The sequence below is a fragment of the Phenylobacterium sp. genome (genome assembly GCF_046291545.1).
In the GTDB taxonomy this organism is placed as follows: Bacteria; Pseudomonadota; Alphaproteobacteria; order Caulobacterales; family Caulobacteraceae; genus Phenylobacterium.
This window is the reverse complement of sequence record NZ_JBKBSM010000001.1, coordinates 950,742-972,743: the sequence shown is the minus strand read 5'-3', so window position 1 is coordinate 972,743 and position 22,002 is coordinate 950,742. Positions and strand designations below refer to the sequence as shown.

Annotated in this window: 23 protein-coding genes; 15 read left to right on the top strand and 8 right to left on the bottom strand. The window is 70.0% G+C overall.

What is annotated here, in order from left to right:
• Window positions 1–165: 165 nt before the first annotated feature.
• From ACK4YQ_RS04845 to mmcB, 3 genes are all read left to right on the top strand, one after another.
• On the top strand, window positions 166–1,296 hold the full coding sequence (locus tag ACK4YQ_RS04845; RefSeq protein WP_409608832.1) for a ferritin-like domain-containing protein: 1,131 nt from the start codon (window positions 166–168) through the stop codon (window positions 1,294–1,296).
• Window positions 1,297–1,545: 249 nt separating this feature from the next.
• Window positions 1,546–2,076 carry a lipocalin family protein gene (locus ACK4YQ_RS04840; protein ID WP_409608830.1) on the top strand — a complete coding sequence of 177 codons (531 nt, stop codon included), beginning with the start codon at window positions 1,546–1,548 and terminating at the stop codon, window positions 2,074–2,076.
• Between the two features lie 64 nt (window positions 2,077–2,140).
• A complete protein-coding gene (gene mmcB / locus ACK4YQ_RS04835) occupies window positions 2,141–2,602 on the top strand; it encodes a DNA repair putative endonuclease MmcB (protein ID WP_409608828.1) in 462 nt (153 codons plus the stop codon).
• Window positions 2,603–2,621: 19 nt separating this feature from the next.
• On the opposite strand, the gene ACK4YQ_RS04830 is transcribed toward mmcB, so the two are convergent.
• The 3 genes from ACK4YQ_RS04830 to ACK4YQ_RS04820 form a co-directional block, all read right to left on the bottom strand.
• Window positions 2,622–4,748 (bottom strand): M3 family metallopeptidase, encoded by a 2,127-nt coding sequence (locus tag ACK4YQ_RS04830; protein WP_409608826.1) that lies wholly within the window; start codon window positions 4,746–4,748, stop codon window positions 2,622–2,624.
• Window positions 4,749–4,845: 97 nt separating this feature from the next.
• Window positions 4,846–5,493, bottom strand: coding sequence for a TetR/AcrR family transcriptional regulator (locus ACK4YQ_RS04825; RefSeq protein WP_409608824.1), 648 nt, complete (start codon window positions 5,491–5,493; stop codon window positions 4,846–4,848).
• Window positions 5,490–5,750, bottom strand: coding sequence for a hypothetical protein (locus tag ACK4YQ_RS04820; RefSeq protein WP_409608822.1), 261 nt, complete (start codon window positions 5,748–5,750; stop codon window positions 5,490–5,492). Before ACK4YQ_RS04820 ends, ACK4YQ_RS04825 begins: the two co-directional genes overlap by 4 nt.
• 266 nt (window positions 5,751–6,016) lie before the next feature.
• Here ACK4YQ_RS04820 and ACK4YQ_RS04815 point away from each other — a divergent pair, with 266 nt between their 5' ends.
• The 5 genes from ACK4YQ_RS04815 (at window position 6,017) to ACK4YQ_RS04795 (ending at window position 9,452) form a co-directional block, all read left to right on the top strand.
• The gene (locus ACK4YQ_RS04815) at window positions 6,017–6,868 is read left to right on the top strand and encodes a glutamate racemase (RefSeq protein ID WP_409608820.1); all 852 of its coding nucleotides are present in this window, start codon (window positions 6,017–6,019) and stop codon (window positions 6,866–6,868) included.
• 10 nt (window positions 6,869–6,878) lie between these two features.
• The gene (locus tag ACK4YQ_RS04810; protein ID WP_409608818.1) at window positions 6,879–7,406 is read left to right on the top strand and encodes an SRPBCC family protein; all 528 of its coding nucleotides are present in this window, start codon (window positions 6,879–6,881) and stop codon (window positions 7,404–7,406) included.
• Window positions 7,407–7,577: 171 nt separating this feature from the next.
• Complete coding sequence (locus ACK4YQ_RS04805; RefSeq protein ID WP_409608816.1) at window positions 7,578–8,474, top strand: hydrogen peroxide-inducible genes activator; 897 nt, start codon at window positions 7,578–7,580, stop codon at window positions 8,472–8,474.
• A 125-nt stretch (window positions 8,475–8,599) separates the two neighbouring features.
• Complete coding sequence (locus ACK4YQ_RS04800; RefSeq protein WP_409608814.1) at window positions 8,600–9,154, top strand: PadR family transcriptional regulator; 555 nt, start codon at window positions 8,600–8,602, stop codon at window positions 9,152–9,154.
• 10 nt (window positions 9,155–9,164) lie between these two features.
• The gene (locus tag ACK4YQ_RS04795; RefSeq protein ID WP_409608812.1) at window positions 9,165–9,452 is read left to right on the top strand and encodes a DUF2218 domain-containing protein; all 288 of its coding nucleotides are present in this window, start codon (window positions 9,165–9,167) and stop codon (window positions 9,450–9,452) included.
• Window positions 9,453–9,468: 16 nt separating this feature from the next.
• Here the strand turns inward: ACK4YQ_RS04795 and ACK4YQ_RS04790 are convergent, their stop codons facing one another.
• The gene (locus tag ACK4YQ_RS04790; RefSeq protein WP_409608810.1) at window positions 9,469–11,544 is read right to left on the bottom strand and encodes a prolyl oligopeptidase family serine peptidase; all 2,076 of its coding nucleotides are present in this window, start codon (window positions 11,542–11,544) and stop codon (window positions 9,469–9,471) included.
• Between the two features lie 82 nt (window positions 11,545–11,626).
• Here ACK4YQ_RS04790 and dapF point away from each other — a divergent pair, with 82 nt between their 5' ends.
• From dapF to ACK4YQ_RS04765, 5 genes are all read left to right on the top strand, one after another.
• Complete coding sequence (gene dapF, locus ACK4YQ_RS04785) at window positions 11,627–12,454, top strand: diaminopimelate epimerase (protein WP_409608808.1); 828 nt, start codon at window positions 11,627–11,629, stop codon at window positions 12,452–12,454.
• Window positions 12,451–13,746 carry a tRNA (N(6)-L-threonylcarbamoyladenosine(37)-C(2))-methylthiotransferase MtaB gene (mtaB, locus tag ACK4YQ_RS04780; RefSeq protein WP_409608806.1) on the top strand — a complete coding sequence of 432 codons (1,296 nt, stop codon included), beginning with the start codon at window positions 12,451–12,453 and terminating at the stop codon, window positions 13,744–13,746. Before dapF ends, mtaB begins: the two co-directional genes overlap by 4 nt.
• On the top strand, window positions 13,743–14,195 hold the full coding sequence (locus ACK4YQ_RS04775; RefSeq protein ID WP_409608804.1) for a GFA family protein: 453 nt from the start codon (window positions 13,743–13,745) through the stop codon (window positions 14,193–14,195). Before mtaB ends, ACK4YQ_RS04775 begins: the two co-directional genes overlap by 4 nt.
• Before the next feature lie 155 nt (window positions 14,196–14,350).
• Entirely contained in the window at window positions 14,351–16,117 is a 1,767-nt protein-coding gene (locus ACK4YQ_RS04770) for an ATP-binding protein (protein WP_409608802.1), read from the top strand.
• A gap of 41 nt (window positions 16,118–16,158) precedes the next feature.
• On the top strand, window positions 16,159–16,593 hold the full coding sequence (locus ACK4YQ_RS04765; protein WP_409608800.1) for a DUF1810 domain-containing protein: 435 nt from the start codon (window positions 16,159–16,161) through the stop codon (window positions 16,591–16,593).
• Between the two features lie 6 nt (window positions 16,594–16,599).
• Here ACK4YQ_RS04765 and ACK4YQ_RS04760 read toward each other — a convergent pair whose 3' ends face one another.
• The 4 genes from ACK4YQ_RS04760 to ACK4YQ_RS04745 all read right to left on the bottom strand — a co-directional run bounded on the left by ACK4YQ_RS04760 (window position 16,600) and on the right by ACK4YQ_RS04745 (window position 19,653).
• The gene (locus tag ACK4YQ_RS04760; RefSeq protein ID WP_409608798.1) at window positions 16,600–16,914 is read right to left on the bottom strand and encodes a hypothetical protein; all 315 of its coding nucleotides are present in this window, start codon (window positions 16,912–16,914) and stop codon (window positions 16,600–16,602) included.
• Window positions 16,915–16,981: 67 nt separating this feature from the next.
• Window positions 16,982–17,461, bottom strand: a complete 480-nt coding sequence (locus tag ACK4YQ_RS04755; RefSeq protein WP_409608796.1) for a very short patch repair endonuclease — start codon at window positions 17,459–17,461, stop codon at window positions 16,982–16,984.
• Window positions 17,458–18,447: a cysteine synthase A gene (cysK, locus tag ACK4YQ_RS04750; protein ID WP_409608794.1), complete on the bottom strand. Its 990-nt coding sequence runs from the start codon at window positions 18,445–18,447 to the stop codon at window positions 17,458–17,460. Before cysK ends, ACK4YQ_RS04755 begins: the two co-directional genes overlap by 4 nt.
• A 69-nt stretch (window positions 18,448–18,516) precedes the next feature.
• Entirely contained in the window at window positions 18,517–19,653 is a 1,137-nt protein-coding gene (locus tag ACK4YQ_RS04745) for a DNA cytosine methyltransferase (protein ID WP_409608792.1), read from the bottom strand.
• A gap of 46 nt (window positions 19,654–19,699) precedes the next feature.
• Between ACK4YQ_RS04745 and ACK4YQ_RS04740 the strand changes: the two genes are divergently transcribed.
• On the top strand, window positions 19,700–20,143 hold the full coding sequence (locus tag ACK4YQ_RS04740) for a COG3650 family protein (RefSeq protein WP_409608790.1): 444 nt from the start codon (window positions 19,700–19,702) through the stop codon (window positions 20,141–20,143).
• Between the two features lie 77 nt (window positions 20,144–20,220).
• Window positions 20,221–21,960 (top strand): N-acyl-D-amino-acid deacylase family protein, encoded by a 1,740-nt coding sequence (locus ACK4YQ_RS04735; RefSeq protein WP_409608788.1) that lies wholly within the window; start codon window positions 20,221–20,223, stop codon window positions 21,958–21,960.
• Window positions 21,961–22,002: the final 42 nt, after the last annotated feature.

The following is a 22,002-nucleotide window of genomic DNA, read 5'->3' as shown; positions in this document are numbered from 1 at the left end:
CGGGGCCAAGCGCGCGCCCGAAGGTCTCCATGGTTGACCTGCGTTAGGAAAATGACGCCCGCGTCACGTTCATTGACTTCCCTCGGAACGTGTGGAAATTTGATCCAGATCAAGATTTCGCCGGCGCCTGCGCGCGACCGGACGGACCCCCCAGGAGGATCGACCATGGCCGCGGACGGCAACATCACCAAGGACCTGATCTACGACGCCGTCGCTCCGGACGACTTCGAGTCGATGCTTGAGCTCGACCGCTACAACGCGCGTTCGACCGCCTTCGACAAGATCATCTCAGCCACCCACGACCACTTCTGGGACCCGCTCGACAAGAAGTACATCGACTTCGACGAGCCCTTCGACATGGAAAACGAGATGCTCCTCCCCGAGGACATGATCATCTCGCTGTCCACGGACTACGTCTCCAACCACCTGACCGACTGGAAGACCCGCGTGCGCTTCGCCAACCAGTCGGCGCTGCGTTCGTTCTCCTCGATCCTGCACGGCGAGCAGGGCGCGCTGAACCTTTCGGCCAGCCTGTGCCACGTGCTGAAGGACCAGGGGGCGCAGGAGTACGCCGCCAACCAGACCCGGGAAGAAGCCCGCCACGTCACCGCCTTCGCCAAGTACATCAAGGCGCGCTGGGGCCGGCCGGTGGAATGCGGGCCGACTCTCAAGGCCCTGCTGGTCGACATCATCGCCAGCCCCGAAGTCTACAAGAAGATCATCGGCATGCAGATGCTGGTGGAGGGCCTGGCCATGGGCGCCTTCGCCACCTTCTTCAACAACATCCGCGACCCGATGGGCAAGAAGCTGCTCCAGCTGGTGATGACGGACGAGGCCTTCCACCACAAGTTCGGGAAGATCTGGGCCGACCGCACCATCCCCAAGCTCACCGCCGAGGAGCACGCGATCATCGAGGACTGGGCGGCCCACTGCTTCCAGACCCTGCTGTTCAACCTGGTGGCCCCGAGCCAGCAGCGCGACCTCTATGAGGAGTTCGGCCTCGATCCCGACCGCGTGATCGCCGAGATGGCGGCCAACATGAACGACGAGGTCCGTCGCGAGAGCATGAAGGAGCAGACCAACATCTTCCGCGTGCTGGTGAAGACCCTGCTGAACGCGGGCATCATCACCGACCGCACCAAGGCCTTCTATGCGACCTATGTCGACATGGACGAGCTGAAGGGCGAGGGCGACCGGATGGTCGGCGACGACATCGCCGAGGAGGGCATCAAGTACCTCCAGGAAATCAACTTCAAGGACCGCGTCGCCCAGGCGGTTTCGATCGCGACCGAGTAGCCTCGGTCCAGGTCCGCTCCGGCGCCGCGTCGGAGTAGGCAAGCACATCGACGCCCGCCTCCGCCGGAGGCGGGCGTCCTTTGTTCGGGGGCGCTCGGAGATCGGGAACAGGGCGCTGCGCCCGGCGTTCTGACGCAATCCGCAGCGAATTGCGTCGACGGGCGGCAGGTCTGGCGGGGCCCACGCCTTGAAGTCGCCCACGTGATGTAGTTCAGCATGCGTTCAGCCGCCGCCGCCTAACGCTTCGAAATGCTCCCGATCCGCGCCGCTCTCGTCACGTTCGCCGCCCTGGGCCTGATCGCCGCCGGTCCGCCCGTGCCGGTCAAGCCCGACCCGGACAAGATCGAACTCACCAAGATGGCCGGACGCTGGTACGAAGTCGCCCGCATCCCCAACAAGCTGCAGAGGAACTGCGAGGGCGCCACCTCGGACTGGCGGCGCACCGGCGACGGCTACGCCGTCGTGCAGACCTGCCACAAGGATGCGCCGGACGGCCCCAAGACCGAATGGAAGGCCAAGGCCCAGGTCGCCAACCCGGGAGAGAACACCCGGTTCAAGATGAGCTTCTTCGGCGGGCTCGTGAACCAGGAGTACTGGGTGATCGACCATCGCCCCGACGAAGGCTGGCTGCTGCTGACCACGCCGACCGGCCAGCACCTTTGGCTGATGTCTCAGCGGCCCTCTCTGGCCCCCTCGGCCAAGGCCAACGCCCTGGCCCGGGTGCGCCAGCTTGGCTTCAACACCGGCCTTCTCGAGTTCCCCAAGCCGGCCCGCAACTGACGCATCGAGGGCCTGCGGCCGATCGGCCCCTTGAATCCGGAACGAAGGCGGAACAGGATGGGGCATGACCGCCTCCCAGGCCATCGTCGGCGTCACACGCCCTGAGATCACCGCCCAGGTGACCCGCGGCGCGGCGCGGCTTCTCGCCGAGCTGGGCCACGCGCCGCTGGCGGAGGTCACCCTGCCCAACGGCAGGCGCGCGGACCTGATGGCCCTGGACCGCAAGGGGCGCATCTTCATCGTCGAGGTGAAGTCCTCGATCGAGGACTTCCGCGCCGACGGCAAGTGGGGCGAGTACCTGCCGTATTGCGACGCCTTCGCCTTCGCCGTCGCGCCCGAGTTCCCCCGCCAGGCGCTGCCGGACGCGCCGGGCCTGATCGTGGCCGACGGCTTCGGCGGGGCGATCGTGCGCGAGGCGCCGGCCACGCCCCTGGCTGGGGCGCGGCGCAAGGCGCTGACCCTGTCCTTCGCCCGGATGGCGGCCCTTCGCGCCGCCGGCGTGGCGACCTGGACCCTGGAGATCTAGGCCGCCGGCGCGCGCGGCGTCAGACCTCGGTTGGGAAGCCCTTGTCGCGCAGGTAGGCCTTCACGTCCGGATCGCGGCCGCGGAAGGCGCGATAGCCCTCCGCCGGGTCGACCGTGTTGCCCACGCTCATGACGTGGTCGTGCAGCCGCTTGGCCACCGCCTTGTCGTACATGCCGCCCGGGGACTCCTCGAACGCCTCGACCGCGTCCAGCGCCAGCACCTCCGACCAAAGGTAGCTGTAGTAGCCGGCCGAATAGCCGTCGTCGGCGAAGATGTGCGCGAACTGCGGCGTACGGTGGCGCATGGGCAGCTCCGGCGGCATGCCGAGCTTGGCCAGTTCCTCGCGCTCGAAGGCGTCCGGATCGATGTCGGCGTCGCCCGCCAGGTGCAGCTTCATGTCGATCAGGGCCGAGGCCAGGTATTCGGTCACGTCGAAGCCCTGGCGGAAGGTGTGGGCCTTCTCAATCTTGGCGACCAGGTCGGCCGGGATCGGCGCGTCGGTCTGATGGTGGCGGGCGAACTGGTCGAGCACAGGCTTGGTGGGCAGCCAGTGCTCGTTCACCTGGCTGGGGAACTCCACATAGTCTCGGAACACAGCCGTGCCCGACAGCGAGGGGTAGTTCACGTCCGAGTTCAGGCCATGCAGGGCGTGGCCGAACTCGTGGAACATGGTCTCGGCGTCATCCCACGAGATCAGCACCGGCTCGCCGGGCGCGCCCTTCACGAAGTTGGAGTTGTTGGAGACGATCGTCGTCACCTTGCCGTCGAACTTCTCCTGGGTGCGGTAGGCGTTCATCCAGGCCCCCGAACGCTTGCCCTCGCGGGCGTAGGGGTCGAAGTACCAAAGGCCCACGTGATCGCCCTTGGCGTCCTTGACCTCCCAGACGCGGATGTCGGGATGGGCGACGGGCACGCCTGAGACCTGGGCGAACTGGAAGCCGTAGATCTGGCCGGCGGCCCAGAACATGCCTTCGCGCAGCTTTTCGAGCTGCATGTACGGCTTCACGGCGTTCATATCGAGGTCGTAGCGGGCGGCGCGCACCTTTTCGGCGTAGTAGCGGTAGTCCCAGGGCTCGATCTTGATCTTGGCGCCCTCCTTGTCGGCGATCGCCTGCATCTCGGCGACCTCTTCGCGCACGCGTGCGACGGCCGACGGCCAGACCCGCATCATCAGCGCCATGGCCGCCTCGGGCGTCTTGGCCATGGTGTTTTCCAGCCGCCAGTGCGCGTGGGTGGGATAGCCCAGGAGCTTGGCGCGCTCCGCGCGCAGCTTCAGGATCTTCCGGATCCCGGCGTTGTTGTCGTGAGCGTCGCCGTTGTCGCCGCGGCTGTAGTAGGTGCGCCAGACCTTCTCGCGCAGGTCGCGGCGATCGGCGTAGGTCAGGAATGGATCCATCGAGGATCGGGTGTTGAGGATCGCCCAGGCGCCCTTGCGGCCCTTGGCCTCGGCCGCCGCGGCGGCGGCCGCGCGCACGTCCGCCGGCAGGCCGGCCAGTTCGTCCTCGCTGGTCAGATAGAGGACGTAGTCGGTCTCGTCGGCCAGAAGGTTCTGGCTGAAGGTGGTGAAGTGGCCGGCGAGTTCCTCGTTGATCGCCGCCACGCGCGCCTTGGCCTCAGGGTCAAGCTTGGCGCCGGCGCGCACGAAGCGGTTCCAGTAGAGCCAGGTCAGGCGCTGCTGCTCAGGCGTCAGGCCGGACCGCTCGCGCGCCTCGTAGACGGCCTCGATGCGTTTGAAGAGCGGCGCGTTCTGCAAGATCTTGTCGCCGTGCGCCGCGAGCTTGGGTTCCATCTGCTGCTCGACGGCCCGCATCTCCGGCGAGGAGAGCGTGCTCGACCACACTCCGTAGAAGGTATAGACGCGCGAGCCCGTACGGCCGGACCGCTCCAGCGCCGCGATCGTGTTGTCGAAGGTGGGAGCGGCCGAGGCGTTGGCGATGGCGTCCACTTCGCGCAGTTCCTCGGCCATGGCCGCGTCCAGGGCGGCGGGAAAGTCGGCCACCTTGACCTTGTCGAACGCCGGCACGCCGCCGTAGGGGCCTGTCCAGGACGCGGTCAGCGGATTGACGTCCGCCGCAAGGGCGAGGGGCGGCAGGGCGGCGGAGGCGGCGAGCGCGCTGGAGGCGGCCAGGAAGGTGCGCCGGTGCATGGGAACTCCAGATAGACAATTGGTTGTCGGCGACCTTAGGGGCCGCGTCACCGTCCGTCACATGACAGGGATGTAATGTGACGCTTGAACGGGCGCGTCAGGCCGCAAGGCGGCGCGCGGCGCTTTCGGCGATCGCCAGCGCCTCCGCGGGCGGCACGCCGAGCGAGGCCAGGATCAGGCCGCAGACCGATACGACCTGTTCACCGGGCGCCGGGCGGGTGAGGGCGTCGTGGATGGCCATGCGCACCGCGCCCGCGGCCAGGATCCGCGCAGCGCCAACGTCGACGGCGCGAAAGCGCCCCTCGGCCACGCCGCGGGCCAGGATGCGGTCGAAGGGATCGGCCCCGTCGGTCCTGCGTCCGGGCTGCAGCCGCTCAAGGTGCAGCGCGGCCCAGCCCTGCAGGGGCTGGCGTTGCGAATAGGCGACGAGGAACAGCGACAGCGTCGCCAGCTCGGCCGCCGGGTCGCTGACCTGCGCCAGGGCCACGCCCAGCCCTTCGCCGACGTCCCGCAGGATGCGGCGGCGGACCGCGTCCAGCAGGTCGGCGACCGTCGGGAAGTAGTTGTAGACGGTTCCGCGCGCGACGCCGGCGGCTGCGGCGAAATCCTCGATCGTCGCGGCCAGCCCCTTGTCCGCGACCACCGCAAGGGCCGCGTCGATCAGCCGTGCACGGGTGCGCCGGCGCCGGATCTCGGCGTTGGCGGCGCGGGCGGCCAGATTGACCTTGATCGGCGCGCGCTTCACGCGGCCTTGCGCAGGAGATCAAGGACGCTGCTGGCGGCGGCCAGCGAAGGCGGATCGTTCTGCGCCTGCAAGGCGTCGACTTCCCGCGCCAAGGCGTCGCGCACCACAGCCGCCGCGTGCGGCGACAGAGCCAGGAGCGCGTTCACGGACGCGCGGCTCAGCGCCAGGGCGAGCTGGATGTCCACATCGACGCTGATTTCCCACGGCGTCTGCTCCGTGGCGGCCGCCTTCGACCGCAGAGGATGTCGGAAGATCATTCAGAGGAGTCCGGATGCGCGCATTCGCCGCGCGAAAAAATCGTCGCAGCGCATATGGTTAGCCTCGCTTTGACTGTCAAGTCAGAATGACGCGTGCGTCAATGCGAGCCTGGGCGGCGGCTCGGCGGCCAAGCCAGGCCGAGCCTTTGACAGCTTGACTTTGGCGGGCATGCTGCGACGCAGCGTCGCATGTGTGCGCCGCAACATCGGCGCGCCCGTTCCTGCGCCCCCTGGACGGCCGCCGCCGCGACGGCTAAGCGCGGAGCATGGCTATCGGCGTGTTCGATTCCGGCGTGGGCGGCCTGACGGTGCATCGGGCGCTGGTGGAGCGGCTGCCGACGGCCGACTTCGTCTATCTTGGGGATCAGGCCAACGCGCCCTACGGCGGACGCGGCGGCGAGGAGATCGTCGATCTCACCCGCGCCGGCTGCGAGCGGCTGTTCGACGCTGGCTGCAACCTGGTGGTCCTGGCCTGCAACACCGCCTCGGGGATCGCCCTTCGCCGCCTGCAGCAGACCTGGTTGCCGGGCTTTCGCGAGGCCTTGGGCCGCCCGGTCAACATACTGGGCATCATCGTGCCGACCATCGAGGCGGCCACCGGCCTGCCCTGGGAGCACGAGGCCGAGCGGCGCGGCGAGAAGGTGGAGAAGCTCGACATCCTGGCCGTGTTCTCCACCCCCGCCACCGCGCGCAGCCGGGTCTACGAGATCGAGATCGACAAGCGCCGCCAGGACGTGGCCGTCTTCTCCGAGCCCTGCCCCCAGCTTGCCCGCATGATCGAGGACGGGGCTGGGGCCGTGGAGCTGGCCAAGGTCGTCGAGGACCACGTGGGGGCGATCACCACCCGCATCGGCCGCCCGCCGGATCGTGCGATCCTGGGCTGCACCCACTATGAGATCATCGCGGACATCTTCCGCGCGGCCCTGCCGGCGGGCACGCCGCTGATCCACCAGCCCGACGCCACCGCCGACGCCTTGCAGCGCTATCTGGAGCGCCATCCGGAGTACGAGCCGGGCTCAAGCGGCCTGCGCAGGTTTCTGACCACCGGGCGGCCGGGGGCGCAGCACAAGCTGGTTGAGACCTTCTGGGGAGGCCCCTTAAGCTTCGAGCAGGCTTGAGGGTCCACCGATGAAATCCATGATCTGCGCCGCCGCAGCGGCGACCGTGCTGGCCGGGACAGCCCACGCCGAGGTGACCCGGCGGTCTGAAACCGGCTTCACCGTCGTGCATAAGGCGCAAGTCGCCGCTTCGCCGGCCGCCGCCTACGCCGCCCTGGGGCGGGTTGGGGCTTGGTGGGACGACGCCCACACCTATTCCGGCAAGGCGTCCAACATGACCATGCCGCTGGAGGCGGGCGGCTGCTTCTGCGAGCGGCTCGAGGGGGGCGGCGGCGTCCGCCATGGGGTCGTCGTCCTGGCCCTGCCGGGGCGGACGCTGCGGCTGGACAGCGCGCTCGGCCCCCTGCAGGGCGAGGGCGTATCCGGCGCCCTGACGTTCGCCCTGCAGCCTCGGGACGGTGGGACCGAGGTCGTGCTGACCTACAACGTCGGCGGCTACGGCCCGGAGGGGGTCAAACAGTGGGCGGAGGCCGTGGACCAGGTGCTGGGGGTCCAGCTCGGCCGCTTCGCTCGCCACGTCGCGACTTCAGGGCCATAGCAGGGCCGTTCAAGGAGGGGGTGGTCCGGGAGGCGCTTTCGACTGGGGAGGGGCGCGCGCCCCCCGGACCGGCGGGTGTCTCTCACCCTCGCGAGGGCAGATAGGCGCTGACGCACGACAAGGCCAATCAATTGATTTTGCGATTTTCATAGATTGCGCCTATAGTGCGGCGTGCTTCCGACGCTGCGACAACTGCAGTACCTGAAGGCGCTTGCCGAACATGGCTCGTTCGGCCGGGCGGCCGAAGCCGCGCACGTCACCCAACCCACGCTCTCCGCCGGCATCCAGGAACTCGAGAAGGTGCTCGGCGCGCCGGTCGTCGACCGGGCGAGATCGGGCGTGATCCTCACGCCGATGGGCGTCGAGGCCCTGCGCCGGGCGAACATGATCCTCAACGAGGCCGAGGCGCTGGTGCAGGCGGCCAGGAATGCGGGCCAGCCGCTGACCGGCCGGTTCCGGCTTGGCGTCATCCCCACGGTCGCCCCCTTCCTCCTGCCAAAGGCCCTGCCGATACTGCGCCAGCGCTTCCCCGCGCTGCGCCTGTTCCTGCGTGAAGACCTGACGCATCGCCTGATCACCGCGCTCAAGGCCGGCCAGCTGGATGCGGTCCTTATCGCCCTGCCGTACGACATGACCGGATTGGACTGGGCGCACGTCTCCGACGACGAGCTCATGGCCGCCGCCCCCGCCGACCACCCGCTGGCCCGTGAGCAGGAGATCCTGCCCTCGGCCATGGAGAACGGGGACCTGATCCTGCTCGAAGATGGGCACTGCCTGCGCGACCACGCCCTGGCGGCCTGCGGCCTGCGCCCGCCCAAGTCGGCCGGCGAGGACGAGATCTTCGCGGCCACGTCCCTGCCCACCCTGGTGCAGATGGTGAGCTCGGGGCTCGGCGTCACCTTTCTTCCGGCCATGGCCGTCAATGCGGGGCTGACGGAGTCCGCCTCGGTCGCCGTGCGCCCGATCGCCGCCGACCACCCCAGCCGCGAGATCGTGGTGGCCTGGCGCGCCGGCTCCAGCCGCGCCGCCGAAGGCCGGCTGCTGGCCGAGGTTCTCCGCGGGGCCTGAGCCCCGTCTCCTTCCCAAAGTCCTATCCAGACAACGCGCCGCGCAATTTTCGATATATCGGACTTGCGCCGCCGACCGTTTAGATATATCTGCTCTTAAGGCATATCGAAATAGGATCGAAACACATGCATCGACATTTCTGGAAGGGCCGCGAGCACTACAGCCGACACGGCTTCGGGGGCCACATGCACGGCGGTCCCGGCCGTCATCGCGGCGGGCGCATCGGCCGCCTCCTCGAACACGGGGACCTGCGGTTCGTCATCCTGGCCCTGCTGGCTGACAAGCCGGCCCACGGCTACGAGCTGATCCGCGCCCTCGAGGAGCGCACCGGCGGCGCCTATCGCCCGAGCCCGGGCGTGGTCTACCCCACCCTCTCCCTGCTGGAGGACGAAGGCTTCGTCCGCCAGGTCGGCGCCGAAGGCGGCCGCAAGGCCTATGAGATCACCGACGAGGGCCGGACCGCGCTCGAAGGCAACCGCGCCAACGTCGACGCCGTTTTCGTTCGCATGGACGAGGCCGCGGCCCACTCCAGCGAAGCGCGGCCGAAGCTGCGGCGAGCCATGCAGAACTTGAAGGTCGCCTTGAGCCTGCGCCTGCAGCAGGGCGACGTAACCGAGGCGCAGGTCGACGCCATCGCTGCGGCGATCGACGAGGCCGCGGTGAGGATCGAGCGAGTCTGAGGAAGCGCTCATGAAGTCCACGGCAACGGTCGCCACGCCGAACGCCCACCGCTACATGGTCCAGCTCTGCAGGCACTTTGGCCACCGCGTGCCGGCCAGCTTCGACCAGCGCGAGGGGCGCATCACCTTCGACGTCGGCGAGGCGGCGATGCGCGCCTCCCCCGACACCCTCATGATGGTCGCCACCTCGCCCGATCCCGAAGGCCTGGAGCGGCTGGAGAAAGTGATGGAGAGCCACCTTGTCCGCTTCGCCTTCCGCGAACCGGACATGGCCGTCGAGTGGCGCCGAGGCGTCTGAGCCGCCGCTCGGCGGCTCAGTCCATCAGCTTCTGCGCCAGGTAGACGTAGTGACGCGCCCAGCGGCGGGCGTTCAGCTCGGGGTCTGCGTCGTTGGCGTGCCCGCCGAAGGTGTTCTCGTAGTAGAGATAGGGATAGCCCAGCGCCTCCAGCTTGGCGGCGAACTTGCGGGCGTGACCAGGATGCACCCGATCGTCACGGGTGTTGGTCGTGATGTAGGCCTCGGGCAGCTTCATGCCGGGGCCAAGCTTCTGATAGGCGGAGTAGGCGGCGATGAAGTCCCGGTCCGCCGTGTCCGGGTCGCCATATTCGCCCACCCAGGAGGCCCCGGCCGACAGCTTGTGATAGCGCAGCATGTCGATAAGCGGGCTTTCGATGACGGCCGCGTTCCACAGGTCCGGATGCTGGGTGATCGACACGCTGGTCAGCACACCGCCGTTGGATCGGCCATAGATGCCCAGACGCCGGGTCGAGGTGACCTTGCGGGCGAACAGGTCCCGCGCGACCGCGGCGAAGTCGTCGAACGCAAACTGGCGATGCTCGCGCAGGGCCGCCTGGTGCCAGCCGGGTCCGAACTCCCCGCCGCCGCGGATATTGGCGATGACATAGGCCCCGCCGCGCTCCAGCCACAGCCTGCCCATCTCCGGCAGATAGATCGGCGGCTTTGAGACCTCGAAGCCCCCGTAGCCGTACATGATCGTCGGTGTCGAGCCGTCGTCGGACACGCCTTTGCGGCGCACCAGGAAGTACGGGATCGACGTCCCGTCGCTCGAGGTCGCCCAGAATTGCTGCACTTCATGCTGCGCAGCATTGAACCTCGAAGGCAGCGCCTTGACCGCGTCCGCCGAGCCCCTCGCGGCGTCGGCGAGCCACAGGGTCGTCGGCGTCAGGAACCCTTCCACATAAAGGAAAACCCGGTCGTCGTCGGCCGAGGCGTCCTGGATCGTGATGTTGGAATCGGTCGGCAGCGCCAGCCGCGTCGAGCGCCAGCCGTCGGCGTCATGCGCGAACACCTGGACCGCGCCCTTCACGTCCTCCAGCAGCGAAACCACCAGGCGGTTCCTGGTCTCCGCCGCTCCCTGGATCGCCTGCCGCGGGCCCGGAGCAAAGACTTGCTGCGCCTTCGCACGTGCAGCATCGCGCAGCACGTCGCCCAGGTCGTAGCTGATCAGGGCGCCCGCAGGAAAGCCGCCCCAGGCCGCCTGCAGGGAGAAGATGACCTGCCCGTCGACATAGGCCTGATACTCCGCGCGCCGCGGCAGGCGCACCCGGGTCAATCCGCCGTCGCCGACCAGAAGGAACTCGTTCTCGAAGAAGGTGACGCCGCGCCGAACCATGAGGGCGTCCACGCCGCGTTCGCCCCGCAGCACGATGGGATCGACCGCGACGTCGGTCCTGTCGCCGCGGAACACCTCCCGGGACGAGCCGTCGCGCCCGACGACCTTCAGCACATAGGCGTAGCCGCTCTCCGTGACCTCTCCAGGCGTCCATTCGCGGCCCGCAACCACGTGATCGGCGTCGAGCCAGGCCTGGGACTGCTTGCCCGCGGGAAAGACGAAGCCCCCCGGCGTGAAACTGCGGGAGCGAGTGTCGAACTCGCGGACCTCCACGGCGTCGCCGCCGCCGTCGGACAGGCGCACCAGGCAGATCGCCTCGTCGGGGCGAAGGCAGCTCGCCCCCTTGAAGAACCAGTTGCGGCCGTCGGCCTTCGACAGGGCGTCCAGGTCGATCAGTTCCCGCCACTCGGGCGACTCCGATCGAAAGTCGGAAAGGCTCGTGTGGCGCCAAACGCCATGCGGATGGGCCGTGTCCTGCCACAGGTTGTCGACGCCGCCCGCACGGAAGCTCGGGGCCGGGATGCGGTCCTCCGCGGTGAAGATGGCGCGGGCTTCCGCCAGGAACTCGCCGTAGCGCGGGTCCGCCTCCAGTCGCGCGGCGGTGCGGGCGTTCTGTCCTTCGACCCAGGCCATCGCCCTCGCGCCGTCGACCTCCTCCAGCCATTGGAAGGGATCGGCCGCGTCCTGGGCGGCCGACGGCGCAGGCAGGGAGAGGGCGAAGAGAGCGGCCGCCAGGGCCGGCGCGAGGGCTTTCATGCCGCCAGCCTAGCGGTCCGCGGCCGCGTTTGTCTCGCCACGCGTGCCAGGCGCATGGTTTGGCCCTATATAGCCGCAAGCCATGAGCCGTCCGTTCCTGAAGATGAACGGGCTCGGCAACGACTTCGTCGTGGTCGAGGCCCGCTCCCAGCCCTTCGCGCCGAGCGCGGAGGACGTCCGCGCGATCGCCGATCGCGAGCTTGGGGTGGGCTGCGACCAGCTGGTCTCCATCGATCCGTCCGCGAAGGCCGACGCCGCGGTGCGCTTCTGGAACGCCGACGGCGAGGAGGTCGGCGCCTGCGGCAACGCCTCGCGCTGCGTGGGCTGGCTGCTGATGGAAGCCTCGGGCCGCGACGAGGTGGTGATCGAGACCCGCGCCGGCCTGTTGCGCGCCAGCCGGGCCGGCGAGCGCATGGTCAGCGTTGACATGGGCGAGCCCGGCCTGCGCTGGGACCAGATCCCGCTCGCCGAGGAAATGGACACCCGCGGGATCGAGCTGCAGGTCGGGCCGATCGATGCGCCGCACCTGCACACGCCCGGGTGCGTCTCCATGGGCAATCCGCACGTCGTCTTCTTCGTGCCCGACGCGGAGGCCGCGCCCGTCAGGGAAGTTGGGCCGCTGATCGAGCACCATCCCCTGTTCCCGGAAGGCGTCAACGTGGGCTTCGCCGAGATCCGCGCCCGCGACCGCATCCGCCTGCGCGTCTGGGAGCGTGGCGCGGGGCTGACCAAGGCCTGCGGCACCGGCGCCTGCGCCGCCCTGGTCGCCGCCGCGCGCCGCGGCCTCACCGACCGCAAGGCGACCCTGGAGCTGGACGGTGGAGAGCTGGTGATCGAGTGGCGCGAAGCCGACGGCCACGTGATCATGACCGGGCCTGCGGCGGTCGATTTCACCGGGTCTCTGCCGTGAAGCCCCGCGACGCCTCCGGGGTGGACATCGTCACCTTCGGCTGCCGGCTGAACGCCTACGAAAGCGAGGCGATCCGCGCCCGGGCCGCCGAGGACGGGCTCGCCAACGCGGTGGTCTTCAACACCTGCGCGGTGACCAACGAGGCCGTGCGCCAGGCGCGGCAGGCGATCCGCAAGGCGCGGCGCGAGCGGCCCGATGCGCGGCTGATCGTGACCGGCTGCGCCGCCCAGATCGATCCGGCCGCCTTCGCCGGCATGGCCGAGGTGGACCTGGTGCTGGGCAACGCCGAGAAGGCCGCTCCGGGCGTCTACGCCGAAGCCACGCCCGACGCGCCGCGGGTGCGCGTCAACGACATCATGAGCGTGCGCGAGACCGCCGGCCACCTGATCGACGGACTGAAGGACCGTGCGCGGGCCTATGTGGAGGTTCAGAACGGCTGCGACCACCGCTGCACCTTCTGCATCATCCCCTTTGGCCGTGGCAACTCGCGCTCGGCGCCCGCCGGCGAAGTGGTCGAACAGGTGCGCAGGCTCGCCGGCGAGGGCTACCGGGAAGTGGTGCTGACCGGCGTCGACGTGACGAGCTGGGGCGCCGACCTTCCGGGCCAGCCTACCCTGGGCCAACTGGTGGCGCGCATCCTGAAACTGGTTCCCGAGCTGCCGCGGCTGCGGCTCTCCTCCATCGACGCCGCCGAGATCGATCCGGACCTTATGCGCTGCCTGGCCGAGGAACAGCGGCTGGCGCCGTATCTGCACCTGTCGCTGCAGGCCGGCGACGACATGATCCTGAAGCGCATGAAGCGCCGCCACAGCCGAGCCGACGCCCTGCAGCTCGTCGAACGGGTGCGCGCCGTGCGGCCCGACGTGGCGTTCGGCGCCGACCTGATCGCCGGCTTCCCCACCGAAAGCGAAGCGATGTTCCAGAACACCCTGCGCCTGGTGGACGAGGCGGGGCTGGCGTTCCTGCACGTCTTCCCCTTCAGCCCGCGACCCGGTACGCCCGCAGCACGGATGCCGCAGGTGGCGCGGGAGGTGGTCAAGGACCGCGCCGGGCGCCTGCGCGCCGCCGGGGAAGCCGCCCTCGCCCGCCACCTGGACCGTCAGATCGGCCGAGAGCTGGACGTGCTGGTGGAGCGCGACGGCCTCGCCCGCGCCCCGGATTTCACCGAGGTCGCTTTCATCGGCGCAGCGCCCGCCGGCGAGTTGGTCCGTATGCGGATCACCGGGCACGACGGCCGCCGCGCGGCCGCCGAACCGACCGCGGCGCCTTGCATGGCGAGCCTGGCGTCATGACCCGCTGGACCGGTGGATGCCAGTGCGGGGCGGTTCGCTTCGCCGTCGACGGCGATTTGGGGCGCGCCAGCATCTGCCATTGCCGGATGTGCCAGAAGGCGTTCGGCTCAGCCTTCGGCCCGTTCGTCTCCTCGCCGATGAGCGCGTTCTCGTGGACACGGGGGGAGCCCAAGCGCTTCCGCAGCTCCAACAAGGTCAGCCGCGGCTTCTGCGGCGACTGCGGCACGCCGCTGACTTTCGAATGGAGCGATCAGGTCATGGAGCTGGCGATCGGCGCCTTCGACCAGGCCGCCGCCATCCAGCCCGCCGCGCAGCTCGCGACCGACGCCGCCTTGCCCTGGGTCGCCGAGATCGCGCGCCTGCCGCGGATCGGCCAATCCGAGGCCGCGGCCATGCAGGCCCACTACGATTCGGTCGTCTCCTTTCAGCACCCCGACCACGACACCTGAAGCCTGCGGCCGACGCGGGAGCCGCCGCCGCGGCGGGTTGGACGAGCGCGCCCAAGGGCTTGCCCGCCAAAGCGGCGCTTAACCTTTGTTTCAATCTCGGGGCGTAGCACGGTTCGGCGAGTAGGGGCGAAGCGACGCCCCTGGGGGGCAAGCCGATGAGCGCCGCGTCACGTCCGGAGGGCGCCTCCGGCCTGACAAAGACCATGCAGGCGCGCCAGACTGCGTGGCGCAGCCGAATCGTGTTCGCCGCGATCTACGGGCTTGCGCTCTCGCCCATGGCCGGCTGGATCGCCAGCCTCGCCTGGTTCTCGATCTTCGTCGCCGTGCAGGCGCTGGAAGCGTGGCTCTACCGCCGGGGACGTCAGGTCTCGCCGGACGCGCGGACCGCCCTGGCCCTGCTGTTCGCCAGCAGCGTCGCCTATGGGGGCCTGTCGATCGCCACAGCCCTGTTCGGCGGCTACGTCGGCGTCACCTGTGGAGCCCTGTTCCTGGCCGGCGCAGTGCTGAACGCCGTCGTCACCAACCAGCGCTCCCAGGCCGCGTACACCGCGGCCATGACGCCCTACATCGGCTACTTCCTGGCGCTGTGCTACCTCGCCGCAAAACTGACGGGGGCGGGACCCAAGGCGATCGCCCTGGCGGCCGTCAGCGGGCTCCTGGTCTTTTCCTCCTCGGCCCTGTGGCGCTCGGGCGCGGCGGCCTTCGAAGCCCAGCGTCGGGCGCGCATGGAGGCCGACCGCCGGCGGCTGCAGGCCGAGTCCGCCGTCGGCGCGAAATCCGCCTTCATCGCCATGGTCAGCCATGAGCTGCGAACGCCCATCAGCGCCATCCTGGCCGGGGCCGAGTCCATCCAGAACGCGCCGCATGCGCCCCTCGACCTGCGCGCCAACGCCGCCCTGATCGCCGAATCAGGGCGCATGATGCGCGCGCTCCTCGGCGACCTGCTGGACCTGTCCAAGATCGAGGCGGGGCGCATGAGCGTCGAGATCATCGAAATGGACCCGGCCGCCCTGGTCTCCGACACGGTCGCGTTCTGGGCCGCCCAGGCGCGGAACAAGGGCCTGACCCTGACCGTCGAGGGCCTGGAGAGCCTGCCCGCCCGGGTGGCGGCGGACCCGACCCGCCTGCGCCAGGTGCTCAACAACCTGCTCTCCAACGCCATCAAGTTCACCGACCGCGGCGGGGTGGCCCTGGCGGTGGACGCAGCGGCCAACGCCGACGGGTGGAAGCTGGTGTTCGCGGTAGCCGACACCGGCGTCGGCATGACGCGCGAGCAGTTCGCGCGCCTGTTCATCCCCTTCGACCAGACTCTGGCCTCGACCGCCCGCACCCACGGCGGCACCGGGCTGGGGCTGACCATCAGCCGGGAGCTGGCCCGCCTGATGGGCGGCGACCTCACCGCCGCAAGCCAGCCAGGCAAGGGCGCGACCTTCACCCTGCAGATCCAGGCGGGCCCCGCCGGCTCCGCGGCCAGCACACCGCCCGAGCCCGTCGCGCCGGTGACGAACGTGCGGGTGCTTGGCGTCGACGACCACGAGGTGAACCGCCGGGCCATGGCGCTTATGCTGGAGCCGCTCGGCGTGGACCTGACCCTCGCCGCATCCGGCGAGCAGGCCCTGGCGCTGGCGTCCGTGGCGGCCTTCGACGTGATCCTGATGGACCTCTACATGCCCGAAATGGACGGGCGCGAGACCACCATGCGCCTGCGCGCGACGCCCGGTCCGAACCAGGCGACGCCCGTCATCGCCTGCACCGCCTCCACGGCCGAGCGCGACTGGCAGGCGTGCCGCCAGGCCGGCATGACCAGTTCGGTGCCCAAGCCCTTCGACGCCGCTCTGCTGCACGGCGCCATCGCCCGCGCCCTGGATGAACGGGCGGCCGCGGACGCCGTCGAAGCCGCCGCGAAGGCGAGCGCGGCCTAGAATCTCACGCGATCCGACGCGCAGGGGCGTAGTCTTCGCCCATGGCCGCCGACGACCCTCACGACCTCGAACGCTTCCGCCAGGCTCAGTCCGGCGTCTACGAACGCGCCCTCGCCGAGCTGCGCGCCGGACGCAAGGCCAGCCACTGGATGTGGTTCGTCTTCCCGCAGATCGCCGGCCTGGGATCGAGCGCCATGGCCCAGCGCTACGCCATCGCCTCCCTGGACGAGGCCCGGGCCTATGTCGCCGATCCGGTGCTGGGACCACGGCTGGTCGCCTGCGTTCAGGCGCTCAACGCCCATGAGGGACTGAGCGCCCACGACATCTTCGGCTGGCCCGACGAGGCGAAGTTGCGTTCCAGCCTGACGCTGTTCGTCCGCGTGGCGCCGGAAGAGCCGGCCTTTGCAGAGGCGCTTCGCCGGTACTTCGCTGGCGAGCCCGACCCGGCGACCCTGGAGCGGCTGGGCGGGACCTGACGCCGGTCAGGCGCTGACGTCGACCCTGCGGCCGGCTTCGCGTTCGGCCCGGCGGGCGTCGGCCTCGGCCCGGCGCTCAGCGCTCTGTTCCTGTTCGGCTTCGCGGCGTTCGAGCTTGCTCTGGCGCACGCTGTCGCGGCTGCGCGAACCCGGGTCCATGTTGGCCAGCGAGCCGCCGAAGACCACCGCCTCGCCGCGGCTTTGCGGCTGCGGCGCATCGCGTCCCATGGGACCGTCCACCGGCTGGGCCGGATTGACGGGCCGGCGGGCGGCCGAAGGATCGGGCGGAACCGCGCCGGCGTGGATGTTGACGACGTCCATCGGGATCTCCCGAACCGCGGGCGTTCTCCCGCGCAGACAGTCTGCCCCGGCCATGGTTTGCGGGCCGTTACGAAGTGGAAAGTTTTTTCCCTATCAGGGCGGCGAGGCGTGATTCGAGGGCCTGGCGATCCTTCATCTGGCATTCCCAGACCGTCTCCACGCGCCAGCCGGAGGCGGCGAGGGCCTGTTCGGCCCTCTCGTCTCGGGCCCGGTTGCGGGCGACCTTGGCGATCCAGTAGTCGCGGTTGGCCTTGGGCACGCGTGCGCCGCGCGGACAGTCGTGGCCGTGCCAGAAACAGCCGTGCACGAAGATCGCCAGCTTCCGTCCGGGAAGAACGATATCGGGCGAGCCCGGGAGGTCAGACCGGTTGAGCCGGTAGCGCGCGCCAAGCTTCCACAGAAGCCTGCGAACCACCAACTCGGGGGACGTGTTCCGCCCCTTCACCCGCCGCATCACCGCCGAGCGCTGCTCGGCGGTGAAGACGTCCGTGGAGGAGGCTCCGCCCTCTCCGGCCTCGGGAGCGGGCGCGCTCGGGTCGGACTTCACAAGCCTTCGAACAGGGCCGTCGACAGGTAGCGTTCGGCGAAGCTCGGGATGATGGCGACGATGGTCTTGCCCGCGGCCTCGTCGCGCGAGGCGACGTCGAACGCCGCCGTCAGCGCCGCCCCGGAGGAGATGCCGACCGGCAGGCCCTCCTCACGCGCCACGCGCCGAGCCATGGCGAAGCTGTCGTCGTTGGACACCTGGACGATCTCGTCGATCACGCCGCGATCGAGGATCGAGGGCACGAAGCCGGCGCCGATGCCCTGGATCTTGTGCGGGCCCGGCGAGCCGCCCGACAGCACAGGCGAGGCTTCGGGCTCGACGGCGACCATCTTCACCGAGGGTTTGCGGGCCTTCAGCACCTGGCCGACGCCGGTGATCGTGCCGCCGGTGCCGACGCCGGAAATGACGTAGTCCACGGCCCCGTCGGTGTCGTTCCAGATCTCCTCAGCGGTGGAGACCCGATGGACCAGCGGATTGGCCTCGTTGTCGAACTGCTGGGGCATGACCGCGCCGGGGGTCGCTTCCACGAGTTCGCGCGCGCGGGCCACGGCGCCGGCCATGCCGCGCTCAGCGGGCGTCAGGTCCAGCTTGGCGCCGAGCAGAACGAGCATCTTGCGGCGTTCCATCGACATGCTCTCGGGCATCACGAGGGTCAGGGGATAGCCCTTGGCCGCCGCGACGAAGGCCAGGGCGATGCCGGTGTTGCCGCTGGTGGGTTCGACGATGGTGGAGCCGGGCTTCAGCACGCCCTTGGCCTCGAGGTATTCGATCATCGAGGCGCCGATGCGGTCCTTCACCGAGGCCATCGGATTGAAGAACTCCAGCTTGGCGAGCACCTCGCCCTTCGGCTTGAGGGCGGCCGTCAGGCGCGGGAGACGGACCAGCGGCGTGTCGCCGAGGGTGTCGATGATCGAGTCGTAGACCCGGCCGCGCCCGGCGCGCTTGAAGCGGGCGGCGTCGTAGGTCTTGTCCGGGGTGGCGTCCATGTCGGACCTCTGTTCTGGAATTGCCCTTCCGGGCCAGAACCTAGGACTTTGGCCGCGATTTGAAAGGGCCTATTCGGCCGCCAGAACCGTGGGCGAGGTGGAAAGGTGCGGCTCCAGCAGGCGCTCGGCGAGCCAGCGCACGACGGGAACGGCCACCCCATCGCCGATCACGTGCAGGCCGTGAGTGGCGCCGTGTGGCAGGGCGTAGCCCTCGGGAAGTCCCATCAGGCGCGCGCCTTCCCGGGCCGATATCAGGCGCGTGCGCACCGCGCCGTCCTCGATGACCAGGAGAGTCTGGCGGGACGAGCCCCCCCGGGGCGTGCGCAGGCAGCCGGCCAGGCCGTCGAACCGGACCTCGGCTCGCTGAACCCGCACCCCGTCCTCGACCCGCATGCGCCGGAAGAGAGACCCCACGGCGCGCGCGCCCGAAGTGCGGAGCGCCTCGACCCGCCGCCGGTGCAACGGCGACATCAGCGCCAGGAGCGCCTCCGTGCGGCGGGCCTCGTGCCAGGGCGCGCCAGGATCGAGCAGGCTGGCCAGGTCGGCGTTTCGACGGGGCGGTTCGTCCAGCCGCCACCAGATCCAGCGGGACGCCAGCGCCGCCGGCAGCCGCGCCTGCGCCTCGCGCACCAGCCGCGTCTGGAAGCTGCTTTCGCCGACCAGCTCCGCGGGCGGATCATCCTTCACGGCGATCACGAATGCGCGAGGCCTGGACTGGGGCAGGAAGCGTGCGGCGTCGATCTCCAGGGCGCCGAACCTGTAGCCTTCTCCGGCCAGGGCGGCGCACAGGGCGGTGAAATCGGCCCCCCCGTGCGAGGTGAACAGGCCGCTGACGTTCTCCACGACGATCGTCCGGGGCGCGCGGCCCTCTCCGTTCAGGGCTTCCACCAAACGCCAGAAGCCGAAGAAGGCCGAGGAGCGGCCGCCCTTGAGCCCGGCCCGCCCTCCGGCGAGGCTGAAGTCCTGGCAGGGCGAGGACGCCCAGGCGAGATCCGCCGTGGCCGGCAGGTCGGCGGCGTCCAGCGCCCAGACGTCGCCTTGCCGGAAGTGTCTGGGCGCGTCGGAGAAGTTGGCCCGGTAGACCTGCGCCTTGACCGGGTCGAAGTCGTTGGCGAAGAGGCACGTCCAGCCGTCCCCCAGCCCCAGGCGGGCCATGCCGCCGCCGGCGAAGAATTCGTAGAAGGTGAAGGGGCGCGCGCGACTCATCCGGCAGGAGACTAGCCTGCCTCCGCGTTCGTGAAAGGAGGTGCGTGTGCGCTGCAGGATCCTCGCCGTCGCCCTGGCCGCCGCGCTCGCCGTGGGGTGCCAGCCGAAGGCCGAGCGCCGCGCAGAGGAAAAGCCGGCTGAAGCTGCGCCGGCCAAGCCGGCCGAGCCGCCGGGCCCGCCCGTCCCCGCCGCCTTCCGAGGAAGCTTCGACGCGCGGGGAACCGAGCCGTTCTGGGCCGCCCGCATCACCCCGGAGGGGATCACCGTGATGCAGCCCGATCGGCCGCCGGCGACCGCACCCAACCACGGCCCGCGGATGGCCGGGCCACAGGCCGTCTGGGCCTCGCTTGCCGGCGAGGAGCCGGTGGTGGTGGCCATGGTCGAGCAGGACTGCTCCGACGGCATGAGCGACCACGTCTATCCCTACGCGGCCGAGGTGCAGCTCGGCGAGCAGAGCTTCGTCGGATGCGCGGAGCGAGCTGCCGGCTAGGTCCGCCGAACGCCCTTTCCTCTTGACCGCCCCGGCGTCACGGGCGGCCTAATGGACGAAACAGAGGGAGGACGACCATGGAAAGGGCCTACGATCTCGTGATCCGCGGCGGCCAGGTGGTCGACGGCTCGGGAGCGGATGCATTCGAGGCCGACGTCGCCGTGAAGGACGGCCGCATCGTCGCCGTGGGCCGCGTCGCCGGGGCCGGCGCCGAAGAGGTCGACGCCCGCGGCAAGCTGGTGACCCCCGGCTTCGTCGACATTCACACCCACTACGATGGCCAGGTCACCTGGGACCATCGCCTGCAGCCCTCCTCCTGGCACGGCGTGACCACGGCGGTGATGGGCAATTGCGGGGTCGGCTTCGCCCCCTGCCGGCCCGACGACCACGGCAGGCTGATCCGGTTGATGGAAGGGGTCGAGGACATCCCCTTTCCCGTGCTCGCCGAGGGCCTGCCCTGGAACTGGGAGACCTATCCGGACTACCTGGAAAGCCTGAAGGAGCGGGCCTTCGACATCGACATCGGCGCCCAGCTGCCGCATGCTGCCCTGCGCGTCTATGTCATGGGCGAGCGCGGGGCGAACCGCGAGCGGGCCGACGAAGCGGACATCGCCGCGATGGCCGCCCTCGCCAAGCGGGCGGTCGAAGCGGGCGCCCTGGGCTTCTCCACGTCCCGGACCCTGAACCACCGTACGAGCGACGGCCAGCCGACCCCGACCCTCACCGCCGGCGAGGACGAGCTGACGGGCATCGCCATGGGCCTCGCCGCCGCTGGCAAGGGCGTCCTGCAGTTCGTCTCCGACTTCGCCGATCCGGAGGCCGAATTCGCTATGCTGCGCCGGATCGTCGAGCGCTCGGGACGGCCGCTGTCGTTCTCGTTGCTGCAGGGACACCGCGCGCCGGACGGCTATCGCTTCCTGCTGCAGCGGCTGTCCGAGGCGACCGCCGCAGGCCTGCCGATCCGCGCCCAGGTGGCGGGCCGGCCCGTAGGCGTGCTGTTCGGCTTCGAGTTGACCCTCAATCCGTTCAGCCAGACGACGACCTACCAGGAGATCGCGGCCGTGCCCTTCGGCGAGCAGATCGCGCGCCTGCGCGACCCGGCCGTCCGGGCCCGGCTGCTTTCGGAAGAGGTCGAAAACCGCCGCGGCTTCGCCGGGACCCAGCCCCGCAACTGGGGCCAGATGTACCTGATGCAGTCCGAGCCCGACTATGAGCCCACCGCCGACAAGACGGTGGAAGCCATCGCCGCCGCCCGCGGCGTGGACCCGGAGGTGGTGGCCCTCGACCACATGCTGACCAACGACGGGCGCGGCATGCTCTACCTTCCGTTCCTCAACTACGGCCACGGCTCGCTCGATCCGTCCTACGAGATGCTGCAGCACCCGGACTGCGTGCCGGGACTGTCCGACGGCGGCGCCCACGTGGGCATGATCTGTGACGGTTCCTTCCCCACCTTCAACCTGATCCATTGGGCCCGGGATCGCAGCCGCGGCCCCCGGCTGCGGCTCGAGGACCTCGTCCGCGGCCAGACCCGGCGAACGGCCGAGACCGTCGGCCTGATGGACCGCGGCCTGATCGCCCCCGGCTACCGCGGCGACCTCAACGTCATCGACTTCGGCCGGCTGAAGCTGCACGCGCCGCAGGTCGCCCACGACCTGCCCGCCGGCGGTCGGCGGCTGATCCAGAAGGCGGACGGCATCGTGGCGACCATCGTCGCCGGGCAGGTCACCTATCGCGACGGCGAGCCCACCGGCGCCCTGCCCGGCCGGCTGCTGCGCGGAGCCCAGGCTGAGCCAGCGGCGATGGCGGCGGAATAGCGCACGGCCTCGCGCTTTTTCCCGACGCACCCCATAAGGGGC

Bases quoted from the DNA above. Each gene is read 5' to 3' on its own strand.
- ACK4YQ_RS04845 (WP_409608832.1), top strand. From the start codon at position 166: ATGGCCGCGGACGGCAACATCACCAAGGACCTGATCTACGACGCCGTC.
- ACK4YQ_RS04840 (WP_409608830.1), top strand. From the start codon at position 1,546: ATGCTCCCGATCCGCGCCGCTCTCGTCACGTTCGCCGCCCTGGGCCTG.
- mmcB (WP_409608828.1), top strand. From the start codon at position 2,141: ATGACCGCCTCCCAGGCCATCGTCGGCGTCACACGCCCTGAGATCACC.
- ACK4YQ_RS04830 (WP_409608826.1), bottom strand. From the start codon at position 4,748: ATGCACCGGCGCACCTTCCTGGCCGCCTCCAGCGCGCTCGCCGCCTCC.
- ACK4YQ_RS04820 (WP_409608822.1), bottom strand. From the start codon at position 5,750: ATGATCTTCCGACATCCTCTGCGGTCGAAGGCGGCCGCCACGGAGCAG.
- ACK4YQ_RS04815 (WP_409608820.1), top strand. From the start codon at position 6,017: ATGGCTATCGGCGTGTTCGATTCCGGCGTGGGCGGCCTGACGGTGCAT.
- ACK4YQ_RS04810 (WP_409608818.1), top strand. From the start codon at position 6,879: ATGAAATCCATGATCTGCGCCGCCGCAGCGGCGACCGTGCTGGCCGGG.
- ACK4YQ_RS04800 (WP_409608814.1), top strand. From the start codon at position 8,600: ATGCATCGACATTTCTGGAAGGGCCGCGAGCACTACAGCCGACACGGC.
- ACK4YQ_RS04795 (WP_409608812.1), top strand. From the start codon at position 9,165: ATGAAGTCCACGGCAACGGTCGCCACGCCGAACGCCCACCGCTACATG.
- ACK4YQ_RS04790 (WP_409608810.1), bottom strand. From the start codon at position 11,544: ATGAAAGCCCTCGCGCCGGCCCTGGCGGCCGCTCTCTTCGCCCTCTCC.
- dapF (WP_409608808.1), top strand. From the start codon at position 11,627: ATGAGCCGTCCGTTCCTGAAGATGAACGGGCTCGGCAACGACTTCGTC.
- ACK4YQ_RS04775 (WP_409608804.1), top strand. From the start codon at position 13,743: ATGACCCGCTGGACCGGTGGATGCCAGTGCGGGGCGGTTCGCTTCGCC.
- ACK4YQ_RS04770 (WP_409608802.1), top strand. From the start codon at position 14,351: ATGAGCGCCGCGTCACGTCCGGAGGGCGCCTCCGGCCTGACAAAGACC.
- ACK4YQ_RS04765 (WP_409608800.1), top strand. From the start codon at position 16,159: ATGGCCGCCGACGACCCTCACGACCTCGAACGCTTCCGCCAGGCTCAG.
- ACK4YQ_RS04760 (WP_409608798.1), bottom strand. From the start codon at position 16,914: ATGGACGTCGTCAACATCCACGCCGGCGCGGTTCCGCCCGATCCTTCG.
- cysK (WP_409608794.1), bottom strand. From the start codon at position 18,447: ATGGACGCCACCCCGGACAAGACCTACGACGCCGCCCGCTTCAAGCGC.
- ACK4YQ_RS04745 (WP_409608792.1), bottom strand. From the start codon at position 19,653: ATGAGTCGCGCGCGCCCCTTCACCTTCTACGAATTCTTCGCCGGCGGC.
- ACK4YQ_RS04735 (WP_409608788.1), top strand. From the start codon at position 20,221: ATGGAAAGGGCCTACGATCTCGTGATCCGCGGCGGCCAGGTGGTCGAC.